The sequence below is a fragment of the Rosenbergiella australiborealis genome (assembly GCF_018494035.1).
Classification (GTDB): domain Bacteria; phylum Pseudomonadota; class Gammaproteobacteria; order Enterobacterales; family Enterobacteriaceae; genus Rosenbergiella; species Rosenbergiella australiborealis.
The window spans coordinates 31617-57570 of sequence record NZ_JABBFO010000012.1; the positions used below are offsets into that span (position 1 = coordinate 31617).

At 45.0% G+C, this 25954-nt stretch carries 24 protein-coding genes; 14 read left to right on the forward strand and 10 right to left on the reverse strand.

From position 1 onward, the window contains the following. The first annotated feature begins 158 nt into the window (after window positions 1–158). Window positions 159–686 (forward strand): shikimate kinase AroL, encoded by a 528-nt coding sequence (aroL, locus tag HGT73_RS11885; RefSeq protein ID WP_214215306.1) that lies wholly within the window; start codon window positions 159–161, stop codon window positions 684–686. Window positions 687–742: 56 nt separating this feature from the next. Then, entirely contained in the window at window positions 743–1027 is a 285-nt protein-coding gene (ppnP, locus tag HGT73_RS11890; protein WP_214215308.1) for a pyrimidine/purine nucleoside phosphorylase, read from the forward strand. A 35-nt stretch (window positions 1028–1062) separates the two neighbouring features. Here ppnP and rdgC read toward each other — a convergent pair whose 3' ends face one another. The 3 genes from rdgC to sbcD form a co-directional block, all read right to left on the reverse strand. Then, the gene (gene rdgC / locus HGT73_RS11895) at window positions 1063–1974 is read right to left on the reverse strand and encodes a recombination-associated protein RdgC (protein ID WP_214215310.1); all 912 of its coding nucleotides are present in this window, start codon (window positions 1972–1974) and stop codon (window positions 1063–1065) included. Window positions 1975–2051: 77 nt separating this feature from the next. Continuing rightward, window positions 2052–5726, reverse strand: coding sequence for an AAA family ATPase (locus HGT73_RS11900; RefSeq protein WP_214215312.1), 3675 nt, complete (start codon window positions 5724–5726; stop codon window positions 2052–2054). Between the two features lie 3 nt (window positions 5727–5729). After that, entirely contained in the window at window positions 5730–6959 is a 1230-nt protein-coding gene (gene sbcD / locus HGT73_RS11905) for an exonuclease subunit SbcD (RefSeq protein ID WP_214215314.1), read from the reverse strand. Between the two features lie 186 nt (window positions 6960–7145). Between sbcD and phoB the strand changes: the two genes are divergently transcribed. The 5 genes from phoB to proY all read left to right on the forward strand — a co-directional run bounded on the left by phoB (window position 7146) and on the right by proY (window position 13443). Further along, window positions 7146–7835 (forward strand): phosphate regulon transcriptional regulator PhoB, encoded by a 690-nt coding sequence (gene phoB / locus HGT73_RS11910; protein WP_214215315.1) that lies wholly within the window; start codon window positions 7146–7148, stop codon window positions 7833–7835. 11 nt (window positions 7836–7846) lie between these two features. Further along, the gene (gene phoR, locus HGT73_RS11915; protein ID WP_214215317.1) at window positions 7847–9142 is read left to right on the forward strand and encodes a phosphate regulon sensor histidine kinase PhoR; all 1296 of its coding nucleotides are present in this window, start codon (window positions 7847–7849) and stop codon (window positions 9140–9142) included. 110 nt (window positions 9143–9252) lie between these two features. Continuing rightward, window positions 9253–10353 (forward strand): cobalamin-independent methionine synthase II family protein, encoded by a 1101-nt coding sequence (locus tag HGT73_RS11920; protein WP_214215319.1) that lies wholly within the window; start codon window positions 9253–9255, stop codon window positions 10351–10353. 335 nt (window positions 10354–10688) lie between these two features. Beyond that, the gene (gene brnQ, locus HGT73_RS11925; RefSeq protein WP_214215321.1) at window positions 10689–12011 is read left to right on the forward strand and encodes a branched-chain amino acid transport system II carrier protein; all 1323 of its coding nucleotides are present in this window, start codon (window positions 10689–10691) and stop codon (window positions 12009–12011) included. Window positions 12012–12075: 64 nt separating this feature from the next. Continuing rightward, the gene (gene proY, locus HGT73_RS11930) at window positions 12076–13443 is read left to right on the forward strand and encodes a proline-specific permease ProY (RefSeq protein WP_214215323.1); all 1368 of its coding nucleotides are present in this window, start codon (window positions 12076–12078) and stop codon (window positions 13441–13443) included. Between the two features lie 35 nt (window positions 13444–13478). Here proY and lysM read toward each other — a convergent pair whose 3' ends face one another. Further along, window positions 13479–13925 carry a peptidoglycan-binding protein LysM gene (gene lysM / locus HGT73_RS11935; protein ID WP_214215325.1) on the reverse strand — a complete coding sequence of 149 codons (447 nt, stop codon included), beginning with the start codon at window positions 13923–13925 and terminating at the stop codon, window positions 13479–13481. A gap of 174 nt (window positions 13926–14099) precedes the next feature. On the opposite strand from lysM, the gene nrdR reads away from it, so the two are divergent. From nrdR to thiL, 5 genes are all read left to right on the forward strand, one after another. After that, entirely contained in the window at window positions 14100–14552 is a 453-nt protein-coding gene (gene nrdR / locus HGT73_RS11940) for a transcriptional regulator NrdR (protein ID WP_214215329.1), read from the forward strand. Next, window positions 14552–15667, forward strand: coding sequence for a bifunctional diaminohydroxyphosphoribosylaminopyrimidine deaminase/5-amino-6-(5-phosphoribosylamino)uracil reductase RibD (ribD, locus tag HGT73_RS11945; protein ID WP_214215331.1), 1116 nt, complete (start codon window positions 14552–14554; stop codon window positions 15665–15667). Before nrdR ends, ribD begins: the two co-directional genes overlap by 1 nt. Window positions 15668–15745: 78 nt before the next feature. After that, window positions 15746–16216: a 6,7-dimethyl-8-ribityllumazine synthase gene (gene ribH, locus HGT73_RS11950; protein WP_214215333.1), complete on the forward strand. Its 471-nt coding sequence runs from the start codon at window positions 15746–15748 to the stop codon at window positions 16214–16216. A gap of 16 nt (window positions 16217–16232) precedes the next feature. Further along, window positions 16233–16652, forward strand: coding sequence for a transcription antitermination factor NusB (gene nusB, locus HGT73_RS11955; RefSeq protein WP_214215335.1), 420 nt, complete (start codon window positions 16233–16235; stop codon window positions 16650–16652). Between the two features lie 63 nt (window positions 16653–16715). Further along, complete coding sequence (gene thiL / locus HGT73_RS11960) at window positions 16716–17690, forward strand: thiamine-phosphate kinase (protein WP_214215337.1); 975 nt, start codon at window positions 16716–16718, stop codon at window positions 17688–17690. Between the two features lie 53 nt (window positions 17691–17743). On the opposite strand, the gene dxs is transcribed toward thiL, so the two are convergent. The 3 genes from dxs to xseB are packed head-to-tail and all read right to left on the reverse strand — an operon-like array spanning window position 17744 to window position 20770. After that, window positions 17744–19609 (reverse strand): 1-deoxy-D-xylulose-5-phosphate synthase, encoded by a 1866-nt coding sequence (gene dxs, locus HGT73_RS11965; protein ID WP_214215339.1) that lies wholly within the window; start codon window positions 19607–19609, stop codon window positions 17744–17746. A gap of 19 nt (window positions 19610–19628) precedes the next feature. Then, window positions 19629–20528 carry a (2E,6E)-farnesyl diphosphate synthase gene (gene ispA, locus HGT73_RS11970; protein ID WP_214215341.1) on the reverse strand — a complete coding sequence of 300 codons (900 nt, stop codon included), beginning with the start codon at window positions 20526–20528 and terminating at the stop codon, window positions 19629–19631. Between the two features lie 2 nt (window positions 20529–20530). Then, window positions 20531–20770 (reverse strand): exodeoxyribonuclease VII small subunit, encoded by a 240-nt coding sequence (gene xseB / locus HGT73_RS11975; protein ID WP_214215342.1) that lies wholly within the window; start codon window positions 20768–20770, stop codon window positions 20531–20533. 216 nt (window positions 20771–20986) lie between these two features. Between xseB and thiI the strand changes: the two genes are divergently transcribed. Then, window positions 20987–22435 (forward strand): tRNA uracil 4-sulfurtransferase ThiI, encoded by a 1449-nt coding sequence (gene thiI, locus HGT73_RS11980; protein ID WP_214215343.1) that lies wholly within the window; start codon window positions 20987–20989, stop codon window positions 22433–22435. Window positions 22436–22469: 34 nt separating this feature from the next. Here thiI and HGT73_RS11985 read toward each other — a convergent pair whose 3' ends face one another. Both HGT73_RS11985 and panE read right to left on the reverse strand, forming a co-directional pair. After that, window positions 22470–23066 (reverse strand): DJ-1/PfpI family protein, encoded by a 597-nt coding sequence (locus HGT73_RS11985; protein WP_214215344.1) that lies wholly within the window; start codon window positions 23064–23066, stop codon window positions 22470–22472. After that, a complete protein-coding gene (gene panE, locus HGT73_RS11990) occupies window positions 23020–23940 on the reverse strand; it encodes a 2-dehydropantoate 2-reductase (protein ID WP_214215345.1) in 921 nt (306 codons plus the stop codon). The genes HGT73_RS11985 and panE overlap by 47 nt, the downstream gene beginning before the upstream one ends. A 100-nt stretch (window positions 23941–24040) precedes the next feature. Between panE and HGT73_RS11995 the strand changes: the two genes are divergently transcribed. Then, window positions 24041–24532: a YajQ family cyclic di-GMP-binding protein gene (locus HGT73_RS11995; RefSeq protein WP_214215346.1), complete on the forward strand. Its 492-nt coding sequence runs from the start codon at window positions 24041–24043 to the stop codon at window positions 24530–24532. A 54-nt stretch (window positions 24533–24586) separates the two neighbouring features. Here HGT73_RS11995 and HGT73_RS12000 read toward each other — a convergent pair whose 3' ends face one another. Next, entirely contained in the window at window positions 24587–25948 is a 1362-nt protein-coding gene (locus tag HGT73_RS12000) for an MFS transporter (RefSeq protein WP_214215348.1), read from the reverse strand. Window positions 25949–25954: the final 6 nt, after the last annotated feature.

Here is a 25954-nt window from a genome sequence, read left to right on the forward strand (position 1 = left end):
ATATGGGGATTATTCCTTTAAAGGGAAGGGGCTGGCCGTAAATAAATGTGTTTTCTTGCGCTTAGCAGGATAGCCGTTGGCCAGTAATCCAGTTATGATGCCTACTGACCCTTACCATGGAGACATCCGCCGACGTGGCGGTAGAGGAAGTTCTGATTATGTCATTTCCAGTATACCTAATCGGTGCCAGAGGCTGCGGTAAAACGACCGTAGGAAAATTACTCGCTCGGCAACTCGATTATCATTTTTGCGATACAGATCAGCAATTACAACAACATTTAGAGCAAAGTATTGCGGATTATGTAGAACAGTACGGTTGGGAAATGTTTCGTCAGCAAGAACATCAAACCTTAACCGCTGTTGCCTCAAACAATACCGTCGTGGCAACAGGGGGAGGGATTATCTTGCGTGAAGATAATCGTCATCATATGTCCCATTCTGGGACGGTTATTTGGTTAAGTGTTGATCACCAAATTCTTGTTGAACGTCTTACTGCGGATCCGGAAATAGGGCAACGTCCTACCTTGACTGGAAGACCTATTACTGAAGAGCTTTATGATGTGCTTCAACAGCGAACTCCACTCTATCAGCAGGCCGCGCATCATGTTATCGATGCTAATCAACCGCCGGAAAAAATAGTGACAGATATTCTAACGGCACTCAGTCATGATGCGTTGACCGCGTAATACGTTGAAATTGTCTAGTAGACGAATCGTCCCTAATATTTCTAAAAGGAAATAGTATGCTTAAAGCGAATGAATATTTTGAAGGTAAAGTAAGATCGATTGGGTTTGAAAATAGCTTATCAGGTCAAGCGAGTGTTGGGGTTATGGACAGTGGCGAATACACTTTTAGCACTGCAAAAGCCGAAGAGATGACCGTAGTCAGTGGCGCACTCAAGGTATTACTCCCCGGAGAAACGGAGTGGCAATGGTTTGAGGCTGGATCAGCGTTTAACGTTCCAGAGCACAGTGAATTTCATTTACAAGTCGCAGAGCCTTCGGCTTATCTTTGCCGATATCTGTAAATATTAAGTCTGCCGAGTCTCGGCAGACTATTATTTTAGTGTTCAGCCTCACCGCCAAGGCTTTCTGTTAGCGAGTCGATAAGTGCAGAAAGTTCACCAGTCATTAAGACGAAATCAGCATCAAACCGTAAATCGGCATCTTCTCGGCTAATATCGTCATTTTGTTCACGTAGCGTGTCGCTAAATTTAACGCGTTTTACTGAGGCATCGTCATTAAGTAAAAATTGCACCCGTTCTTGCCAATCAAGGCCAAGTTTCGTCACGCGTTTTCCTGACTCGATATGATGGGCGATTTCATCGCAAACTAGTTCTTGTTTTTTACAACGAATAACGCCACCTTCTTCCAATGTTGCTTTTAACTCAGCTTCATCGAGTAGAGTGAACCCTGCGCTTGGATTACCGGAACGTACCCATTCAGTAAGCGTAATTTCTACAGGTGTTTGCAATGTAAAAGGGATGACGGGTAACGAGCCCAGACTTTTACGCAAAAGCGCCAATGCATCTTCCGCCTTTTTGGCACTCCCGCTGTCAACAATGATTCGCTGATGTGCGATGTCAATCCATAACCAGGTCTGACTATAGCGGCTAAATGCACGAGGCAGTAAGCTGTGAATAATTTCATCTTTCAGTGACTCTTTCTCGGTCTTTTTCAAACGACGCTGTTGTTCCGTTTCTAACTGATGCACTTTGGCTTCAAGCGCTTGTTTGATAACCGTAGCTGGGAGCATTTTTTCTTCTTTACGTACACACAGTAAGAGCTGTCCTTGGCTGGCATGTACGAGGGTATCACCCTGTGGCCCGAGGGGCGAAACCCATCCCATGGCAACTTTATCTTGGCTGCCACAAGGGTTGAACTGATTAGCAGCGAGTTGAGCATTAATCTCTTCAGCAACTAGAGGGATCTCTCGGGTTAAACGGTAGACCATCATATTTTTAAACCACAACATTTACTTTCCTCTGTTTGCTTTGGGCGGCCCGTATCATACGAAATTTTCGTTGAGTTTTCAGCCTCTATAGCGATCAATTAATGGCTGATTGCTAATGATGAAAAGCCCAATCCATTGACCTTTTTAACATTAATTTGAACAGGAATTCGCTCTTTCATTGCATCAACATGGCTTATTACCCCAATCATTTTTCCTGAGGCATTAAGGCTATCGAGGGCATCTAGCGCGGTATCTAGCGTTGCTGAATCCAGCGTACCAAATCCTTCATCGAGAAATAGTGAGTCGATATGATTTTTATCACTCATGAGATCCGATAGCGCTAAAGCCAGGGCTAAACTGACCAGAAAACTTTCGCCTCCAGAAAGTGTTTTGGTATCGCGACACTCATCGGCCTGCCATTGATCCACTACTTGTAACTCAAGTAAGTCTCGTTCAGTACGCTGTAACCGATAACGGCCATGTAAACGTCCGAGTTGCTGATTGGCTAACCAAACTAAATGTTCCAAGGTTAAGCCTTGAGCGTAACGGCGGAACTTATCGCCATTGGCCGAACCGATCAGCTCATTTAGCTTATCCCAGTTAACCAAATTATCTTGTTGTGTGGCAATGGTCGCAACCAGCGCTGACTGTTCTTGGCGTAGTTTATCATCGGCTTGTAGCTGTTGGGTTACTTCACCTTTTTGTAATAAAGCCTGTTGATAACGCTGTTGGAGTTGATCGCGTTGCTCGATTAATATCGATGAGGGTTCGACCGCTAACATAGGCTGTGTCAGCTTATGCTGTTGAGCCGCATGTTCTGTTTGTTGAAGTCGGATTTTCGCACGATCGCTTTCTTGTGCAGCGTGCTCCAATTGCATTCGATACGCATTGATTGTTGATTCAGGAAGAATAGCATTGAGAAAATCTTGTTGGCTATCGAATACGGATTCGCTTAATTGTGTGCTAAATACATGTAACGACTGTTGAGAATGCGCAGTTAATTCCTGAATATAGGTCGCTATTTGCCGTAATTCGCCACTGATTTGCTGTTGTTGATCTTTGTTTTTTTGCCAACACTGTCGTTGTTGCTGTTCATTAAGACGGTGATGCTCGGCGTGTTCAAGCAGAGCTTGTCGCAAATCATTAATATTGTGATCACCAATCAATGCTCGGCGCTCTGTGAGACAGTGCACTTTGGCTTCATTATTCACTTTGAGTTGCTGTTTATGATGTTCGAGTTCAGTTAACCGCTGCGCTTGTTCCCGCGCTAATGCAGCGATGCGCTCCTTGAGTGTATGAAGCTCGGTACGAGCATCAACCCATTCTTTTTGATGTTGCTGAGATTGACGCCAAACAGCTTGATATTCCCGAAGCGTCTCAATAAGTTGTTCGGGAGTCGATGGCGCTAAACCGTGATTGTCGAGCTGTTGTATTAATGCAGCACGAGCATGTTGCCATTTTTGTTCTGCAACCCTTAGCTGTAGCTGGGTTTCTTCCAACTGTTGCTGGCAAAGCTGATGCTGTTGCGCGATTAACGCGTTCGCATGTTGTTGCCGTTGTCGCTGTTGCTGATGCTGATGTAGGGTTTTCTCCGCCTGATAGCATGCTTCTTGAAACTGCTGCTGCTGCTGGAGAACCTGCTGATAGCGTTCTTGCTGACTGGATTGCGTCGCAAGTTTTTTCTCTAGACCTTGACGATCATCAAGTGGCAACGAAATGGCATGTTGCAACGTGTACTGTTGCCAAGAGAGGTGCAGTGTGGCTAACGATTCATCTAACTGTGCAATATGTTGTTGATGGTGTAATTGTTCTCGTTGGAGATTTGCACGATCTGCCTCGAGACGAACCACGGTCTGTGCAAGTTGTTCGACAGTATGGCGTTGCGTATCACGCGTTGCAAAGTGAGTGGGATGAGGCGTTGTATTATCACTTTTTTGATGCCCTGGATGGCGGGTAGCGCCACATACCGCACAAGGTTCACCGTCGCGCAGACTATCGCGTAATCGTTGTAAATCAGCGACCTGCTGTTCGAGTTCACAGAGTTTTTCTAAAGTCTGTAATTGCGTTTTTTCACTTTTTAACTGTTGCTGCTGGGTACTGAGTTGTTGTTCCACGCCAGTCAACTGCTGCTCACTGTTGTGGTGGGCACTTCGTGCCTGGTTCAGCGCAAGGTCGAGGGTCTGCCACTGATCAGACCAACGCAGTAATTGCTGATAACATGACGTTAAATGTCCTTGCTGATGATACCAGTGGGTTAAGGTATCAACATCGGCGGTGGTATGATGGTGTTGTGATCGCTGTTGGTGATCGGTCAGTGCGACTTCACTTTCTGTGACAAGACGCTGAGCGTCGTTCATTTGTTGCTGCTGCTGGGCCTGTTCACGCGCCAACACCGTCAATTGTATCTTTAGCTGTTCAAATTGCTCATGGAGTGTTTGATAAGCCTGTTTATCGAGTGCCAATTGCTCAGTATTTTGCTGCCACCCGCTGAGTTCAGGCCCCCAAGTCGCGATTGTAGGGTACTGGTTTTGCCATGTTTCGATGGCGGTAATCTGTTGTTGTAGCCTTTCCGCTCGCGGGTTCAATACCGCCAGATCTTGTGTGCTCTGTTGATACGCGTGTTGTAGCGGAGCATGTTGTTGGGCGATCGCACTCTCTTGCTGCATTAAGTATTTGATACGCTCATCAAGGGGAATGACTTTATCGGCCCATAATTGCTGTTGCGCTTGCTGGTGGCGCTGAAACTGTTGCTCGGCTTGAACTGCGATCTGCCAAGAGTGATAACTCGCTTGTTGTTGCTGTTCAGCTAATTGGTGCTGTTGTTGTAAGGTTTCATAGTGAACGCGGGTGGTGTACAGCTTTTCTTCAGCCTCTTGTAGGGTTTGCCAAGTCGGGAGAAGTTGTGCCGCAGGGAGATAAGCCGCAAGTTGGTGACGCAGTGGGGCTAAACGTTCTTCTTGTTCTAGCGTGGTGGCTAATGCTTGCTGGCATTGAGTAACTTGGTTAAGGAGTTGCTGGTCATAATGCTGCCAATGTAAAGCGGCTTGTCGTTGTTCAATGTGTTGTCGCAGCGATTCTTGCTCAAGGCCTAAGGTTTCGTGTTGCTGCTGTAAGGCAATTCGCTGTGTTTCATTGAGTAAGGTCACACCTGAGAGCTTGGCTTGTAGATGATCAAGTTCTATTTTATGTTGCTTATGTCGTTCAAACACGTGTTGTGAGATATGCCCATAAATCGCCGTACCAGTAAGCTCCTCTAACAATTCGGCTCGCTCGGCGACAGGAGCATTAAGAAATGCAGCAAACTGTCCTTGTGACAACATCATAGAACGAGTGAAACGTTGAAAATTTAACCCTGAAAGGGTTTCAATTAGTTTGAGTTTATCTGACACCTTATCGGCAAAAATCTTATTATCACTGCATCGAGCAAGTTCCACTTTGGGTGGCTGCAGTTTTCCGCGGTGGTCGTTTCTTGCGCGATTTTGACTCCAAAAGGCTCGCCATGCTTCACCCTTAATTTCAAATTCAACTTCCGCAAGACAATCGCTGGTACCACGCGTCATTAATTGGTTTTGTGTCGGTGACAGACTGCCTAAACGCGGAGTTTGATGGTAAAGAGCTAAACAAATCGCATCAAGCAAGGTTGTCTTACCCGCGCCCGTTTCTCCGGTAATGGCGAATAAACCATTTTCATTAAACGGGGCTTGGGTAAAATCGACTCGCCACTCACCCCGTAATGAGTTCAAATTTTTAAGTCTTAAGGTTAGTATTTTCATCAGTTACGCCTGCGGGTCGTGGATCTGTGCCGTCACTTGTCGAAACAGTTGCAGTAGGTTCTGTTGTTGATCACTATCTAAGGATTCTTGTGCTAACCGCCGACAAAAAACCTCTTCGGGAGTGAGTTCACTTAATGTTTCTTTTTGTTTGAGTGTGAGCGCTGCAGAGGAGGCAATACGTTTACGTCGTAATAATAAAATTTCGACAGCCAATCCTTCAGCCATTTTCTCAATACGTTGTTGTAGGTCGCTTAAATATTCGTCGTGATGAATCTCAATGTCGAGCCAAATTTTTTGCCCATTTTGCGGAAATACGAGACTCTCTAGTTGCTCTTTAAGTTCAGCCAATGAGCCTTTAAGCATTTGCATCGGTTGAAAGCAGGGAATGTTGTGTGTCGTCAAGCGTAACGGTTCGCCGTCAGTCAGAGTGATCAATGTAATACTCTTTGCAGATCCCAATTCATCAAAACTTAAAGGAATCGGCGAGCCGCAATAACGAATTAGTGTATCACCGTTAATATTTTGTCCGCGATGAATATGGCCTAGTGCAATATAATCGGCCGGGGGAAATGCACTGGCTGGAAAGGCTTCTAATGTACCAATATAAATATCACGCACAGAATCGCTCTTTGTTACGCCTAAAGCAGTAAGATGCCCGGTTGCAATGATCGGCAAATTATCAAGCTGATAGTGCTTTTGATAATCTAATGCTTGCTGATATTGATCTTGATAATAGTTGGTGATTGATTGTAATAAATCTTGCTGCTTCTCTCGACCGGTTAAGCCTGCTTGGCTAATTTGAATATCTCGTGGTCGTAAATAAGGAATGGCACAGAGTAGTGCACAAGTTTTTCCTTGTGCATTTTTTAATGGAAACAACGTTGAAGAGGGCGCTGCTCCTTCTTCTGAAATACCGGTAATAATATGTGTGTGTAGACAAGCGACTAATGCTTTCGACTCATTAAGCGTGGCGACGGAATCATGATTACCGGCGAGAAGGTAGAGGTGGCAGCCAGTCTCTTGTAACGACACAATAAACTGGTTTAAAAGTTCTCGTGCGTAGCTTGCAGGCGTTGCCGTGTCGAAAATATCCCCGGCCACGATAATCGCATCGACGTGCTGTTCAATGACGAATGTTGTTAACCACTGTAAAAAGGCCTGATGTTCTGGCGCGCGGCTCCGAGTATAAAAAAACTGGCCTAAATGCCAATCAGAGGTATGAATTATTTTCATCAGACCCTACGTCTTAAAAGATCAAACGTCGAGTATAGCCTTAACTTGTCGGGCACAAAACCACGCAGTGCCAACTTATAATTAATAATTAGAGATAATTAGTTACATATGCAATTCATAAAAGTGTAATAAAAGTGACAGATAATGCTATACATGCCTAAGTAAGTTATTAATTTTGGAGAAAAAATGGCCAAGCGGATCTTAGTGGTAGAGGATGAAGCACCCATTCGTGAAATGATTTGTTTTGTATTAGAACAGAATGGATATGAAGTAATCGAAGCAGAAGACTATGATCGTGCGGTACGCCAATTAATTGAACCTTGGCCAGATTTAATATTACTGGATTGGATGTTACCCGGTGGAAGTGGTATTCAATATATTCGCCACTTAAAAAAAGAAGCCTTCACTCGAGACATTCCCGTCTTGATGCTGACCGCTAAAGGCGAAGAAGAAGATCGCGTTCGCGGTCTTGATGCAGGGGCGGATGACTACATGCTCAAGCCCTTTTCGCCTAAAGAGCTTATCGCGCGAATTAAAGCTATCATTCGACGTGTATCCCCGTCACCTGAGGATGAAGTCATTAATATCCAAGGATTGATCCTCGATCCTAGTTCACATCGAGTCATGGCCGGTGAAACGCCCATTGATATGGGGCCGACCGAATATCGCTTACTGCACTTTTTTATGACTCATACTGAACGCGTTTATACGCGTGAACACTTACTTAATCAGGTTTGGGGCACTAATGTCTATGTTGAAGATCGCACCGTTGATGTGCATATTAGACGTTTACGTAAAGCATTAGAGACATCAGGCTACGAGAAAATGATTCAAACAGTACGTGGCGCGGGTTATCGATTCTCGGTGCGTTATTAAGGGGAAAATCGGTGCTTGAAAAACTCTCTATTAAAAAATTACTCCTCGAACTGGTTATCGTTTTAATTATAAGTTCGGTCATCGGATTTTTTTTGCATCAAATTAGTATTACTGTAATTATCGGTTTATTAGCGCTATTAGGCTGGCATTTTCGGCAATTACTTCGTCTCTCTCATTGGCTATGGATTGACCGGAGTATGACACCGCCGACAGGACGAGGCAGCTGGGAGCCATTATTTTACGGGTTGCAGTTGATGCAACAGCGTAACAAACGTCGGCGTAGTGAACTGCGCTCTCTGATCCAGCGTTTTCGCAGTGGTGCCGAGTCTCTTCCAGATGCGCTCATATCAGTAACAGAAGAGGGGAATATCTTTTGGTGTAATGGGCTTGCGCAAGATCTTCTTGGCCTGCGTTGGCCAGAAGACAATGGTCAAAATATCCAAAACTTACTGCGTTACCCTGAATTTTCTCGTTATTTACAGCAACGCCAATTTAGCCAACCACTGGTACAAGCACTGAACAATGGGCAGCAAATGGAATTTCGGATTATGCCTTACAGTGAGAAGCAGTGGCTGATTGTCGGCCGAGATATTAGCCAGATTCACCAGTTAGAAAATATGCGTCGTAATTTTTTTGCGAATGTTAGCCATGAACTTCGTACCCCTTTAACCGTTTTGCAAGGCTATCTTGAAATGATGCAAGAAGGAAATATGCCTCTTGCCACTCAACAAAAAGCATTGATGACAATGGAGTCACAGACGCAACGTATGGCGGCGCTGGTTAAACAACTTCTTATTCTATCCAAAATCGAAGCTACGCCCACCTATGAAATGCGTCAGCGCATTGACGTTCCTTCATTACTTGAACAGCTCTATCACGAAGCAATGGCCTTGAGTGATAATCGTCATAAAGTGATTTGTCACATTGATAAGGACCTTCTCGCCCTCGGTAATGAAGAACAGTTACGCAGTGCTATTTCTAATCTAGTGTTTAATGCGATTAATCATACCCCTGCTGGAACCACAGTGATATTGAGCTGGCAGAAAACCTCATTTGGAGCTGAATTTAAAGTGAGTGATGATGGACCGGGGATTGCCGCTGAGCATATCTCAAGGTTGACTGAGCGCTTCTATCGCGTTGATGGTGCGCGGTCTAGTCACTCAGGGGGAAGTGGATTAGGCTTAGCCATTGTTAAACATGCGTTAAGTCACCACGGGAGTAAATTGCGAATCGAAAGTCAGCCTCAACAGCAGACAGTCTTCAGCTTTCAACTCACGAAGGCACATATTTTAACTGAAATACAATAATTCAACTGATGATGAATTAACTTCAATTGTGTTTTATGAGAAGCAGAGTAAATTTTATTTAGACATCTAGATGTCTTTTTCTCTAAAATTATCGTTGGGGGATGAAGATCATGCAGCAAGAGAGTTATCGTGTAGAAGTTGTGGGCAGTTTTTTACGTCCAGAGAATGTTAAGCAAGCTCGCGCTCAATTCGCACAAGGTCAAATAACCGCCGAGCAATTGCGTGAAACGGAAGATCAAGCCATTAGAGAGGTTGTGGCGCTTCAACAACAACATGGGTTACGGGTTGTTACAGATGGTGAGTTTCGTCGTGCTTGGTGGCATTTCGACTTTTTTGATGGTTTAACCGGTGTCGAACAAGTCGTGGTAGAACAAGGCATTCAGTTTAATGGTATTCAGACGAAAGCTCATGGGATCAAGGTCACTGGTAAGATTGATTTTATCTCTCACCCGATGCCGGCTGATTTTGCGTTTTTACAAAAAATTGCGGGTCACAGTATTGCTAAAATGACCATTCCAAGTCCTAGCGTATTACACTTTCGGGGTGGACGAGATGCCATCTCAAAGACGGTATATCCTGATTTAACAGAATATTTTGAAGATATTGCCCTGACTTGGAAAAAAGCAATCCGTGCGTTCTACCAAGTTGGCTGTCGTTATCTGCAACTTGACGATACGGCATGGGCTTATCTCTGTTCTGAAGCTCAACAGCAGCAACTTCGTGCACGGGGTGATGACCCTACTCAACTGGCGAGAACTTATGCATATGTACTCAACCGTGCTTTAGAAGACAAGCCAGCAGATATGCGAATAGGATTGCATGTTTGCCGGGGAAACTTTCGTTCAACCTGGATTTCTGAAGGAGGGTATGAACCGGTTGCTGAAATTCTGTTTGGCCAAGTCAATGTTGATACGTTCTTTCTTGAATATGATAATGATCGCTCCGGCGGATTTGAACCTTTACGCTACATTAAGCCCGGACATCAACAAGTAGTTCTCGGATTGGTGACGACAAAAGTGGGTGATTTGGAATCCGTGGAACAAATTACGGCCAGAGTAAAAGAGGCCACAACATTTATCAGTCTTGATCAAATTTGTATTAGTCCACAATGTGGCTTTGCCTCTACTGAAGAAGGCAATAATCTTTTTGAGGCGCAACAATGGGAAAAAATTGATTTGTTGCAAGAAGTCGCTCATCACATCTGGCCGTAACGTTTTATCACGATGATAACCGCGTAGTCTTTTGTGGTTATCCTCATTTCACATTCTCACTATCACCTGCTCAAAAAAAACGCACATCATTTTCTAAATGTTTCCTCTAATTATTGGCACAATCGCTGATTTAAGGCTGTTTTTTAGAATATTATACTGCTTTGCAGTGACTGTGTTGCCTTTGTTTGTTATAAAAGATTTACTTATACCTTGACGCATCTTGTGGCTTAACGCCCTCTCACTTTTTATCCCCTCTGATAGCGTTATGCAGAACAGGGGAAGTGATCGTCAACAAACTATAATTTATATAAACGGCAGGGTTACTTAGAGTATTTATGATGAAACGTTTAACGACCAGGGATATATTTGCGCTAGGGTTTATGACCTTCGCGTTGTTTGTCGGTGCAGGAAATATTATTTTCCCACCAATGGTAGGTATTCAATCCGGTGAACATGTATGGGTTTCTGCCCTAGGTTTCTTACTCACAGCAGTAGGATTACCGGTTATGACCGTCATTGCATTAGCACGTGTTGGCGGCGGGGTGGATACCTTAAGCAGCCCAATGGGTAAAGCGGCAGGGGTTGTCTTAGCGTTTGTCTGTTATCTCGCAGTAGGACCTTTATTTGCGACACCTCGTACGGCGACAGTCTCCTTTGCAGTTGGTATTGGCCCATTAGTCGGTGACAATGCCCTAGCTTTGCAAATTTATAGCGTGATCTATTTTTGCATAGTGATCTTCGTTTCTCTATTTCCCGGTAAACTACTTGATACCGTCGGTCACTTTTTAGCGCCGATTAAAATCATTGCTCTGGCTGTTCTAGGGATTGCTGCCTTACTTTGGCCTGCGGGAAGCCATTTACCGGCTACTGATGTTTATCAACAAGCCGCTTTTTCTAACGGTTTTGTGAATGGCTATTTGACGATGGATACGCTCGGCGCCCTTGTCTTTGGCATTGTCATTGTTAATGCTGCCCGTTCACGCGGTATTGAAAACTCAAAATTATTAACGCGTTACACTGTTTTAGCAGGGATCATTGCTGGGGTTGGTTTAACTTTAGTGTACCTTTCTTTATTCAAATTAGGTTCAGATAGCGGAAGTCTTGTCAGCCAGTCATCAAATGGTGCAATGATCCTTCATGCTTACGTCCAGCATACCTTTGGTTCAGGGGGCAGCATCTTCTTAGGTGTGCTTATTTTGCTGGCCTGTATGGTTACTGCTATTGGACTGACCTGTGCTTGTGCCGAGTTTTTTGCCCAGTACTTACCGTTATCCTATAAGGCGCTTGTTATCATTTTGAGCCTCTTTGCGATGATAATCTCCAATTTGGGTTTAACACACTTGATTGCCATTTCTATACCTGTATTAACCGCTATCTATCCGCCTTGTATCGTACTGGTTGTCCTAAGTTTTACTTTAGGCTGGTGGCAAGAAGCAGGGCGCATCATTAAGCCTGCGATGGTAGTAAGTTTAGTCTTTGGTATTATTGATGGCTTTAAAGCAAGCAATCTTAAAGATTGGGTACCGGTGAGCTTGCAGCACCTACCGCTATCTGAGCAGAATTTATCGTGGTTACCGCCAGTATTAGTCGTTATTATTATTGCGGCGATTATCGATAGAATGAAAGGTAAGGCTGTTAGCGTGAAAACATCGGCTTAACATGTATTGATGTCACAAACCACGGGCGATTGCTCGTGGTTTTTATTTTTGGGATCGGTAAATTATGCAACAAGAAAATACCCTAAAACGGGGACTGAGTATTCGGCATATCCGTTTTATGGCGCTAGGTTCGGCGGTAGGTACAGGCTTATTCTATGGTTCAGCGGATGCAATCCGTATGGCCGGCCCAAGCGTATTACTGGCTTATATCATCGGCGGATTAGTCGCTTATATTATTATGCGTGCTCTAGGTGAGATGTCGGTGAATAACCCTTCTGCCAGCTCTTTCTCACGCTACGCTAACGACTATTTGGGCCCTTGGGCGGGATATCTTACCGGTTGGACTTACTGTTTTGAAATATTGATTGTGGGTATTGCCGACGTAACCGCGTTTGGTGTTTACATGGGAGTCTGGTTCCCAGATGTACCGCATTGGATATGGGTATTAAGCGTCGTGTTTATTATCGGTGCCATAAACCTAATGAGCGTAAAAACCTTCGGCGAAGTTGAGTTTTGGTTCTCATTTTTCAAAATCGCTACTATCACCTTAATGATTATTGCTGGATTCGCAATGATCATTTGGGGAATGGGTAACGGCGGACAGCCTACGGGTATTTCTAATCTTTGGACCAATGGTGGCTTCTTCGCGCATGGCTTAGTTGGAATGCTGCTTTCACTCCAGATGGTTATGTTTGCCTATGGGGGGATTGAAATAATTGGAATTACAGCGGGAGAGGCTGAAAATCCTGAGAAATCTATCCCTAAAGCGATCAATTCCGTACCATGGCGTATACTGGTTTTTTATGTGGCGACACTTTTCGTTATCATGGCTATCTATCCTTGGAACCAAGTTGGTACTCAAGGGAGCCCCTTCGTTTTAACCTTCCAACATCTGGGTATTGCGGCAGCAGCCTCTATTTTAAATTTTGTGGTGATCACTGCATCATTATCGGCAATCAATAGCGATATTTTCGGTGTCGGTCGTATGTTGCATGGGTTGGCAGAGCAGGGACAAGCCCCGGCTATCTTCCGTAAAGTCTCTTCACGTGGTGCACCTGCAGTGACCGTAATTGTGATGATGGTTGCACTGCTAATTGCTGTACTGCTCAATTATCTAATCCCTGAGAAGGTCTTTTTGGTGATCGCTTCGTTAGCGACTTTTGCTACGGTTTGGGTGTGGATCATGATCCTACTTTCACAAATCGCTTCGCGTATTAAGTTAGGTAAGGAAGCGGCAAAAAGTCTGAAATTTGCTTTACCGGGTGGCATTGTATTATCGAGTTTAGCGGTTGTATTTTTGCTGTTTATTATTGCTTTGATTGGCTATTTCCCTGATACGCGTTTATCACTTTATGCAGGGGTAGTGTGGATGATAGTGTTAATGCTTGGCTATCCTTTAACGCGTCGTTCGCGTCACGCAAGACGAGTATAACGATATTCGCTGCCGGTATCCGGCAGCGAAAGTATTTAGGCTGGAATACGTAATGATTGACCCGGATAAATTTTGTCCGGGTGTGAAAGCATGGGTTTATTCGCTTCAAAAATCTTGTTGTACTGGTTAGCATCACCGTACATTTGTTTCGCGATACCGCTTAAGGTATCACCCGATTTTACCGTATAGAATTTACTCTCGGTGGCAGTTGCCGTGTCGGGGGTAGTAGTCACTTTATCATCGACACTACTAATTCCAGCAACGTTGCCCACCGCGACTAAAATCTTCTCTTTTAATTCTTGGCTTAACCCTTCACCACTCACCGTTGCTTTGTCGCCATCAACACTGACTTGTACTTTATCTGCGCCAGGGATCCCCAGTTTTTGTAGGTGGTCCTGGATCTTGGTCGCGGCGTCATCGTGTGATGAGACTGAATCCCAAATTTTTTCACCTGCTTCTTTTACAAAATCAAATAAGCCCATTACAAACTCCTGTTTTAGGTTGTGAAAATAGTGATTACAACACTCTACAGTATAGCCCATTTCTCCCTTTGTGAGAGATAGCGAGGTTGAACGAAGAAATTTATCGGTAAACGTTTCTGTCCTAAGGGGTTCGCGCTACACTAGCTGCCCCTACTACCTAATACAGGAGTCACTATGTACTGCCCTTTTTGTAACGCCGTCGATACAAAAGTCATTGACTCTCGCTTGGTCAGTGAAGGTTCTTCAGTACGACGTCGCAGACAATGTTTACTCTGTAGCGAGCGATTTACGACATTTGAAATTGCAGAGCTGGTTATGCCACGTGTCATTAAAAGTGATGAGATTCGAGAGCCTTTTGATGAAGAAAAAATGATGCGTGGTCTAATGAAAGCACTAGAAAAGCGCCCAGTAAGTGCTGATGCCTTAGATAATGCGGTACATAGAATTAAAGCACGGTTACGGGCAACCGGAGAGCGTGAATTACCGAGTAAAGTAGTAGGGAATTATGTGATGGATGAGCTAAAACTCTTAGATAAAGTGGCCTACATTCGGTTTGCATCAGTCTATCGTAGTTTTGAAGATGTGCGCGAATTTGGCGAAGAAATCGCAAAACTTGGGAGTGAGTAATGTCTGATCGTGATTTTATGCAACATGCCCTACAACTCGCTGCACGCGGACGTTTTACGACGAGCCCTAATCCAAATGTTGGCTGTGTGATTGTCAAAGACGGTGCCATTATCGGTGAGGGCTTCCATCAAAAGGCAGGGGAAGGGCATGCTGAAGTCCACGCATTACGTGAAGCAGGAACAGCAGCAAAAGGCGCGACCGCTTACGTGACCTTGGAACCTTGCAGTCACTATGGACGAACGCCTCCTTGCTGCGATGCGCTCATTGCGGCGGGGATCACACGTGTGGTTGCCGCGATGCAAGATCCTAACCCCCAAGTCGCGGGTCGGGGATTACATCGTTTACGTGAAGCCGGTATTGAAGTCGAATTTGGTCTGTTAGCCCAAGAGGCAGAGAGCCTTAACCGTGGTTTTCTTAAGCGGATGCGTACAGGGTTCCCTTGGGTACAATTAAAAATGGCTGCCTCGCTGGACGGTCGTACGGCAATGGCGAATGGCGAAAGTCAGTGGATTACTTCAGCGGCAGCGCGTCAAGATGTACAACAGTTTCGTGCCCAGTCTTCCGCGATATTGACGACCAGTCAGACCGTACTGGCAGATAATCCCCAGATGAACGTACGTTGGTCGCAATTAGATGCCGATACACAAGCGCTAATTGGGGAAGCGTCGCAGCTGCGTCAACCTTTACGTGTCGTGTTAGATCGCCATCGTCAAGTCAGTGATAACGCAGCTTTATTTATGCCAGGAGCTCAAACGTGGCGTGCCGTGGTACAACCCTCTGAGCAGATAAATGCTTGGGATAAAGAGTTAGTTCTCCCTGAGCATCACGGCTATATTGACTTAGTAGCATTGATGATGACACTGGGTCAACAGCAGATAAACACCGTTTGGGTTGAAGCGGGTGCGACGCTGGCAGGCCAGCTGTTACATGCTGGGGTGGTTGATGAACTGATCCTTTATACGGCACCCAAATTGTTAGGATCCGATGCACGTAGCTTATGCCAGCTACCGGGTATAGAACATCTCTCCCAAGCAATGGAATTTGAAATCAACGATATTCGACAAATCGGCCGTGACTTACGACTTATTTTGCAGCCAATTGCAGCGTCTGTGTAAAAGCCTAAGCAGACCGTCAAACATTATGCTAGAATTCGCGCCCTGTTGGGCGTCTTACTCTTAACCTGAAGGATATTTATGAAAATTATCGAAGCGCCAGTGGCTACACCAGAAGCCAATATTGCGATTGTTATCGCTCGTTTCAACAACTTCATTAACGATAGTTTGCTTCAAGGTGCGGTTGATGCATTAAAACGCATTGGTCAGGTCAAAGACGAAAACATTACCGTGGTCTGGGTACCGGGAGCTTATGAACTTCCGCTCGCCGCACGGGCCTTAACACGAACAAAAAAATATGATGCAGTGATTGCCTTAGGAACGGTTATTCGTGGTGGCACCGCGCACTTTGAGTTTGTGGCCGGTGAAGCCAGTTCGGGAATTGCGAATGTTGCGATGAATAGCGACATCCCAGTCTCCTTTGGTGTATTAACGACTGAAAATATCGAGCAGGCTATTGAGCGTGCTGGAACTAAAGCGGGTAATAAAGGCGCTGAAGCCGCTCTTACCGCACTTGAAATGATTAACGTAATAAAAGCGATTAACGCCTGATTCTGAGGGAATTTTTGTGAAACCTGCTGCTCGCCGCCGCGCCCGAGAGTGTGCTCTTCAAGCACTCTACTCCTGGCAAATATCGAATAACGACATTGCTGATGTTGAATATCAGTTCCTTGCTGAAAATGACGTCAAAGACGTTGATGTGCTGTACTTTCGGGAGATCCTGACTGGCGTAGCGAACAACAGTGATTATCTTGATAACCTGATGCAACCTCACCTTAGTCGTCGTCTTGATGAACTGGGACAAGTTGAAAAAGCGGCATTACGCATTTCGCTTTATGAGCTGAGTAAGCGTGATGACGTCCCATACAAAGTGGCTATCAACGAAGGTATTGAACTTGCTAAAACCTTCGGTGCTGAAGATAGTCATAAGTTTATTAACGGTGTATTGGACAAAGTCGCTCCACAAATTAGACCACGCCGTAAATAATTATATCAGGCCGGAAATTCCGGCCTTTTTTTTATGGCAAAGTAAGATAAAAAGGTAAACGTGATGGCCTGTGGTGAATTTGAAGTCATTACTCGTTATTTCAATCGCAAAACGACGAATAGACGAGATGTTGAAACTGGGATTGGTGACGATTGTGCATTATTAAATCTTTCCCCTAATCAGACATTAGCCATTAGTGTCGATACATTAGTGGAAGGCACACACTTTTATCCTGATATCGCCCCAGAAGATCTTGCCTATAAAGCCTTAGCCGTTAACCTCAGTGATTTAGCCGCAATGGGAGCCGATCCCGCTTGGCTTACCTTAGCGATTAGTCTACCTCATGTTGATCATCAATGGTTGCAATCCTTCAGCGATGCATTATTTGAGCAATTAGACTACTTCCATATGCAGTTAATTGGGGGAGACACCACTCGTGGTCCACTCTCTATGACGCTGGGTATTCACGGATTAGTACCTGCGGGTAAAGCATTAACACGCAGTGGGGCACAACATGGTGATTGGATCTTCGTCACTGGAACGTTAGGCGATAGTGCTGCGGGATTAGCGATTCTGCAAAATAAACTGACAGTGTCGACAGCACAACAACGTGAGTATTTACTTAAGCGACACCTTCGTCCTACCCCACGCATTTTACCCGGGCAAGCACTGCGAGACCTCGCTACTTCAGCGATAGATATCTCGGATGGATTACTCTCTGATCTAGGACATATTCTGCACGCCAGTCACGTGGGCGCAAAAATAGAGCAAAGTCAATTACCGCTCTCTTCCTACTTACAAGAGGTTGTTGAACGGGAGGTAGCGATTAACTTTGCGTTAAATGGTGGTGAAGATTACGAACTCTGTTTTACCGTACCGGAAGTCAACCGCGAAGCTATCCAACTTGCGCTTGATAATTTAGGGGTAGAGAGTTGCTGTATTGGACAAATATTGCCTTCATCTGAAGGGATTGCGTTGTACGATCAAGGGAAAAAGCTGATTTATCAGCCACAAGGCTTCGATCATTTTTCTGCTTAATTGTACCCAAAAGTTGGATTATCCAACTTTTGGGTACAGATACGGGCTCTTTTTTATTGAGACCATTGCTGGTAGCGTTCAATAATTCCTTTGCTATCCAGCCCTAATGCCTGTCTCACCTCATCTTGCGTACCTTGCGCAATAAATTCGTCAGGGAGACCGAGATTAAGCACTGGACGCATTAAGCGATGAGCCATAAGTAACTCATTAACGCCACTGCCAGCTCCGCCTTTAATCGCCCCTTCTTCAAGGGTAATAAAGGTGTTATGCGTCTGCGCTAAGGAAATGACAAGGGCCTCATCTAGCGGCTTGACAAAGCGCATATCCACCACTGTCGCACCAAGCTGTTCGGCCGCCTGTTGGGCTTCAACAAGGAGAGTGCCAAAGTTTAAAATAGCCACATCACTCCCTTCTTGAACAATCTTACCTTTTCCAATAGGTAATGCGGCGAGAGGGCGTTCTGCCAAGCCAATTCCATTTCCGCGCGGATAACGTACTGCTGAAGGGCCATCGCGATATTGATAGCCAGTGTAGAGCATTTGTCGACACTCATCTTCGTTGCTTGGCGTCATGATCAGCAGATCAGGGATACAGCGTAAGAACGCAATATCGAAGGCTCCTTGGTGTGTTTGTCCATCAGCCCCGACAATACCCCCACGATCGATTGCGAACAAGACGGGAAGCTTCTGGATTGCTACGTCATGGATGAGTTGATCGTAGGCCCGCTGTAAAAAGGTCGAATAAATTGCGACTACTGGATGATAGCCGCCAATCGCCAGTCCTGCTGCAAACGTGACTGCATGTTGTTCAGCAATCGCTACATCAAAATATTGGTCGGGATATTCGCGCGAGAAACGTACCATACCTGAGCCTTCGCGCATGGCAGGAGTAATAGCCATCAGTTTAGGATCTTGAGCGGCGACTTCACAAAGCCAATCCCCAAACACTTTTGAATAAGTGGGAGCCGCACTTTGTTTACTGGTGGGTAATACGCCACTTGCCGGATCAAATTTCGGAACTGCATGCCAACTAATCGGATCTTTTTCCGCGGGAGCATAGCCTTTCCCTTTCTGCGTGATAATGTGCAGAAATTGTGGCCCTTTTAACTGACGCATATTTGATAGGGTACTGACGAGAGTGTGGACATCGTGTCCATCAACGGGACCAATATAATTAAAGCCCAACTCTTCAAACAGCGTACCGGGTGAGACCATCCCTTTGATATGTTCTTCGGTACGCTTTAACAACTCTTTGATGGGCGGAAAATTATCAAAGGCACGTTTTCCGCTCTCACGTAGTTTAGAATAGGTTTTGCCTGAAAGCAGCTGTGCAACACGGTTATTCAGTGCCCCCACGTTTTCAGAAATCGACATATCATTATCGTTAAGGATAACTAGCATATCGGGTTTGATGTCACCTGCGTGATTCATCGCTTCAAAAGCCATACCGGCAGTAATTGCGCCATCACCAATGATACAAGCGACTTTACGCTCTTTCTGTTCTTTTTGCGCGGCTACCGCTAACCCTAAACCAGCACTGATAGAGGTGGATGAGTGACCAACACTTAATACATCGTGTTCACTTTCGGCACGCCAAGGAAAAGGGTGAAGGCCCCCTTTTTGGCGAATAGTCCCGATACGGTCACGGCGACCAGTTAGGATTTTATGGGGATAAGCCTGATGCCCAACATCCCAGATAAGGTGGTCGAAAGGTGTATCATAGACATAATGTAATGCGACCGTAAGTTCAACGACACCGAGGCCAGAGGCAAAGTGCCCACTTGATTGACTCACGCTATTAAGCAAATACGCGCGTAACTCTTCACAAAGCTGTGGCAACTTCTCTTTCGGAAGTTGGCGCAATTGCTGAACAGTTTCAGCGAGGGCCAGAGTAGGATATAAGGTATTGTCAAAACTCATCAGAGACTCATCATAGAATTTATTTATTTCGTTCAACGATATAACTCGCCAACGCCTGTAGCTGCTGTGTATTAAAGCCATGTTTTTCGAGCTGCGCTAGGGCATCGACGGCTTCTTGATAAAGCTCTTTGGCTTTATGACGTGCAGGTTCAAGTCCCAATAGTCCAGGGTATGTGCTCTTCCCTAACGCGAGATCCATTCCCTGCTGTTTCCCCGTGATTTGACTATCGCCTGTCACATCGAGAATATCGTCTTGTACCTGAAAGGCGAGGCCGATTGCCTCAGCATAACGGTCAAGAAGCGGTAAGTACGGGCGACTTCGTTCGCCTGCAGTAAGTGCACCTAGGCGTATAGCCGCTCGTATCAGTGCCCCCGTTTTATGGCGATGAATAGTCTCTAAGTCTTCAACATTTACTGTTTTACCTTCGGCTTGCAAGTCGAGGGCTTGACCTAAAACCATCCCTACCGCGCCGCTAGCCCGTGCAAGTTCGGTAATCATCGCGATACGGGTCGAATCATTGACCCCAGACATCGGCTTTTCACTCAGAATAGAGAAGGCTTGAGTCAGTAAGCCATCCCCCGCCAAAATCGCAGTATCTTCACCAAAAGCGATATGACAAGTCGGTTGCCCACGACGTAAGCTGTCATCGTCCATTGCTGGTAAATCGTCGTGGATCAGCGAGTAGGCATGGATAAATTCGATCGCAGCCGCAGGAACATCAAGTACTTTAGAATCGATGCCAAACATCTCCCCTGTGGCATACACCAGGAAAGGGCGCATTCTTTTTCCACCTAATAATACGCCATGATGCATCGCTTGAAATAACGGATTAGACTGAAAAGTAAGGTTTTCTAAACATTCTTCTAGCACAAGATCGATACGAGTACGGTAGTGCGTTAAAGTCGTAAAATGATCCATTATCAATTTTCCGGGGTGAACGTTGATAATTCAGCATGCTCGTCTTGAGCAAGCAAAATTTGTACTCGTTGTTCGGCTTGCTGTAATTGCTGTTGGCCTTGACGCGCAAGCGTAACCCCACGTTCAAATTCATTAAGAGCATCTTCTAGCGGTAATTGACCGCTTTCTAAGCGCTGCACTATGGATTCTAGCTCAGAAAGTGATTGTTCAAAGCTGATCGTCGACGCAGGTTTTTTAGGCATATACAGTACCGGCTTGGTGAATGAACGAGAATATGGATATATGTTAGCTGACCAGAGAGTTTTCGCAAAATACTCTGTGTAGCACGACTAAAACAAGCTAAAGCAACGTAATGATGATATACTATGCGCGCTTAAATCAGAGGATAGCTCTGAAACCTATTTTAACATATAAACGTTTAATAATTAACGTTTATTCCCACGTAAGTTAGTGCCTATATGAAGTTTATCGTAAAATTATTTCCAGAAATAACGATCAAAAGCCAATCTGTTCGATTACGTTTTATTAAAATTTTATCCAGTAATATACGAAACGTGCTGAAAAGCGTTGATGAAAATATCGCGGTTGTACGCCTTTGGGACCACATCACCGTGCGCACGCGTAAAGAAGAATGCAGTGCTGCCGTCGCCGAAGCACTCACACGGATCCCCGGTATACACCATATACTTGCGGTCGAAGACCGTTCTTTTAGTAGCTTGCACGATATTTTTGAGCAAACGTTAGCGATGTATCAAACACAGCTTATAGGGAAAACCTTCTGTGTGCGTGCTAAACGCCGCGGTAAGCATGAGTTTACTTCACATGAAGTTGAACGTTATGTTGGTGGGGGATTAAATCAACATATTGATTCTGCATCGGTAAAACTCCAAAACCCGGACGTAACCGTACAGCTGGAAATTGATCAAGACCGATTATTGCTGATCACCCAACGCTATGAAGGATTAGGTGGTTTTCCCATCGGTACACAAGAAGATGTTATTTCTCTCATTTCTGGGGGATTCGACTCTGGTGTATCGAGCTATATGCTTATGCGTCGTGGCAGTCGTGTCCATTATTGTTTCTTTAATCTGGGCGGAGCTGCGCACGAAATCGGCGTTCGTCAAGTTGCGCACTATTTATGGAATACCTATGGGCGTTCGCATCGAGTTCGCTTCATCGCCATTGATTTTGAGCCTGTCGTGGGTGAAATTCTAGAAAAAGTGGAGGACGGCCAAATGGGCGTTGTCCTTAAACGAATGATGGTGCGTGCCGCGTCCCAAATTGCTGAGCGTTACGGCGTACAAGCATTGGTTACCGGCGAAGCCTTGGGGCAGGTCTCAAGTCAAACCTTGACCAATTTGCGCTTAATCGACAACGTTACGGATACGTTAGTGCTTCGTCCCCTGATTTCTCATGACAAAGAACATATCATTAAAGTCGCACGGCAGATCGGAACGGAAGATTTTGCCAAAACGATGCCTGAATATTGTGGTGTGATATCAAAAAGTCCAACGGTCAAAGCGGTTAAGGAAAAGATTGAAGAAGAAGAAAATAACTTTGACTTCACTATTCTCGACCGTGTCGTGACTGAAGCTCGCAATATTGATATTCGAGATATTGCAGCTGACACCACACAAGAAGTTACCGAAATTGAGTCGGTCAGCGAGTTGAGCGCACAAGATTCTATTCTGGACATTCGTTCTATCGATGAACAAGATGATGCACCGCTTATCGTCGAGGGTGTCGAAGTTAAATCGATACCTTTCTACAAGCTAAGTACTCAATTTGCTGATCTTGACCGTAAGCGCACATGGCTACTGTATTGTGAGCGGGGGGTAATGAGTCGTTTACAAGCGCTTTATCTGCATGAACAAGGCTTTACCAACGTTAAGGTGTATCGACCTTAATCAAAAGAGGCCTCAATGATGATGAGGCCTTTTTTTATTCTTGATAGTTGTAAATCCCAATAGGTAAAGCGAGGTCATGGGTAATACGATGTGCCTCTTCTTTACTTTTCAGTGTTTCAATAATTTTTAGCGCCATATCGGTTGCACATAATGGCCCTTGCCCCGTGAGTAGAAGATAGCGTGGGTCGCAGACAATTCGTCGCTCTTGCCATTGTGTCTGGAGAAGTAACTCGGATTGATGTGCAAGACAAGTCACATTAGCCCCTTGGTAACGATCAATCTTATCAATAAGTCGAGGGACTGCATGACTCATCACTGCGACGTACCGTTGTGTTGCGTTGAATTGTGCCAGTGATTCTATAAGCAAATCGCTGTCGGCATAAGTCTGGCAACTCGTTTCGCCTCCGAGCAATAGAAGTAAGTCGAAGGCTTGATCCACAGCATGACATAATGGACTTTCTGCACGAAAGCTCAGTCCTTCTGCACTAAGAATATCGAGCTCTCCATTACCCTCAACACTTGCTGTTGTCACAGTGATACCGGCACGTGGCAGTAAACTTAAAAAAGTAGTGATTTCTATTGCATCATTGCCATGAGCGAGGCAGAGCAGGACTGAGGGAGATAGGGGCATATGCGGATTCCTTAGTTTTTATCCATTGATAAAGGGCATGATGGTGTGGGGCCGTCAACCCATAGCCACGGGCACGTTTGAGAAGATACCCATTGATGTAGTCAATTTCAGTAAGACGTTGAGCACGTACATCTTGAAGCATTGAACTCATATTTTGTGATGTATTCTGAATGACAGTGATCACTGAATGATAAAGCGGCTCATATTCAGTATGAATTCCTTCACGATTCATAATAGAGACAAGTTCTCGGCAAAGTATACTGACCTCATTGAGGTGTTCCATCAATTGCCCATTATGGCACTCGTATTTAACCGTAAGAGGATTGATAACGGCATTAACCGCTAATTTTTTCCACGCAGCGACCTTGATGTCGTTATACCACGCGACATCAGGCAGTGCATGGTGAAGAATATCAGCAATATGGCTGATTGATCTCGCTGCATCATTAAGCGGGCCTAGCTGTGTGATCCCCCAAGCCTTATGACAGGTTTGGGTAGCAGTACGATATGCCGCCTGTGTCGTGACGGCATGACATAATGGGTGAGTAACAGCCGGTAGGTCATCGACCACACCTAGGCCGTTGTGCAGCAAAATAATTGGGCAGCTTGCAGGTAGATAGGGAAGTAGCGGCACAAGTGCTGTTTCAATTTGCTGGGCTTTTAACGTCACCAGCAGCAATTCACATTGGGTTAATTGTTGAGGGTTATTTGTAATAACATCATGGGAATAAAGGTTTTGCTCTGGTGTTAACACCGCTATACCCAAATAGGATTGGTGAACTTTGATCCACCCTTGTACCTCATGTCCGGCTTTGATCAATGCTGATAACCACAGTTGCCCTAAAGCACCACAGCCTAATACAGTTATTTTCATGACTATTTCCTCGCAATCCTTTGCCATTTTACGCTGAACTGTTGTGTCGTGTTTACAGTTCGGTATTATGCATGTCAACGTTTTAAGAGGAGAAGAAAAGATGCCATCTTTCGATATCGTTTCAGAAGTTGAGATGCCTGAAGTGAAAAATGCAGTTGAAAATACGAGCCGCGAACTGTCTACGCGTTTTGATTTTAGAAATGTGACGGCTGAGGTCACGCTTAACGAAAAAAATGAAGTAATTACTGTGAGTAGTGAATCTGATTTCCAAGTTCGTCAAATTGTCGATATTCTGCGTGAAAAAATGTTGAAGCGCGGTATTGAAGGCGCGGTGCTTGATGTACCTGAAGAGATTACACACAGTGGAAAAAGCTGGAGTGTTGAAATCAAAATGAAAAAAGGGATTGAAACGGACATTGCTAAGAAAATCGTTAAACTGATCAAGGACGCTAAACTGAAAGTTCAAGCGCAAATTCAAGGCGATTCTTTACGTGTTACAGGCAAATCACGGGATGATCTGCAAACCGCTATGGCGACAGTTAAAGGCGGCAATTTAGGTCAGCCTTTTCAATTCAAGAACTTCCGGGATTAACATATTACCGCCTCTGACCTGAGCTATAGATTCAGGTCAGAGGAGGGGAGGGGATTAACTCGCTGCAATCAGTGCTTCGATTTCTTGACGATTCGTTATTTTACTATCAATTTTAACGTAAGCCGCCCGCTCTTCAGGAATCACTAACACATTGCTGACACCGGGGGCATGACGCAGGCGCTGTTCTAATGAGGAAGTGTTGCATTCATGCTCAATCACCACCCGCAAGCTACTGACGTAGGGTGGTTCTTTCATTGTTAAACTAATAAGTAACCAAACCACAGCCAGTACTGAACCCATCAGAAATACAGCTTGAGCATCAACATGCTGGAATACCCAGCCACCTAAACTGCCACCAATTGCGACACCTAGAAATTGGCTGGTTGAGTAAACACCCATTGCTGTGCCCTTGTAACCAGGGGGGGATTCTTTACTGATCAGCGACGGTAAAATGGCTTCCATCAAATTAAAGGCAAAGAAGAAAAGTTGCACTCCAGCCACTAGCGTCCAAAAGTGAGCCCCTGCTTGCCATAAGACTAATTCAGCCACGATAAGCAGTGCAACGCAACTGACGAAGACTATTTTCATCTTCCGTTTTACTTCAGCAATGATGATAAACGGTACCACCCCGACAAAAGCGATAAGCATAGTCGCTAGGTAAACTTTCCAATGCTCAGAAGGTGGAAAGCCTGCGTGTTCAAACTCACCCGGTAATGCAACAAAACTGGACATTAATAAAATATGCAGAAATAGGATGCCTGCATTGAGTTTAAGAAGTCGCGGATTGGCTAGCACTTGACGAAACGTACCTTTGACCATTCCAGACTCACGGTTTAACACATGTTCGGTGGTCGACGGAACGATGACCAGCGTAATGATAATACCGAGAGTTGCCAGTACAGCTATCATCCAAAACAACGCATGTAAGCCAAGCAAATGTGTCACTATTGGCCCAATGACCATAGCAATAGCAAATGTCACACCAAAGCTAATACCAATAAAAGCCATCGCTTTAGTACGGTTTTGCTCACGGGTGAGATCGGACAGTAACGCCATAACGGCGGCGGCTATTGCCCCAGAACCTTGTAAGGCACGGCCGAGAATAATTCCCCAAATCGACGTCGTGGTGGCCGCAACCACACTGCCGATGACAAAGATCAATAAGCCACCAATGATAAGTGGCTTTCGACCGACACGGTCAGAGATCAAACCAAAGGGAATTTGAAAGATAGCTTGTGCTAGTCCATAAATACCAATAGCCAGCCCAATAAGTCCTTCGGTAGCCCCTTGTAACGCCATTCCATATGTCGTCAGTACGGGAAGTACCATAAACATACCTAGCATGCGAAGAGAAAATACAGTGCCCAATCCCCAGGTTGCTCGCAACTCAAGTGGGGTCATTTTATTATCGTTCATGACAAC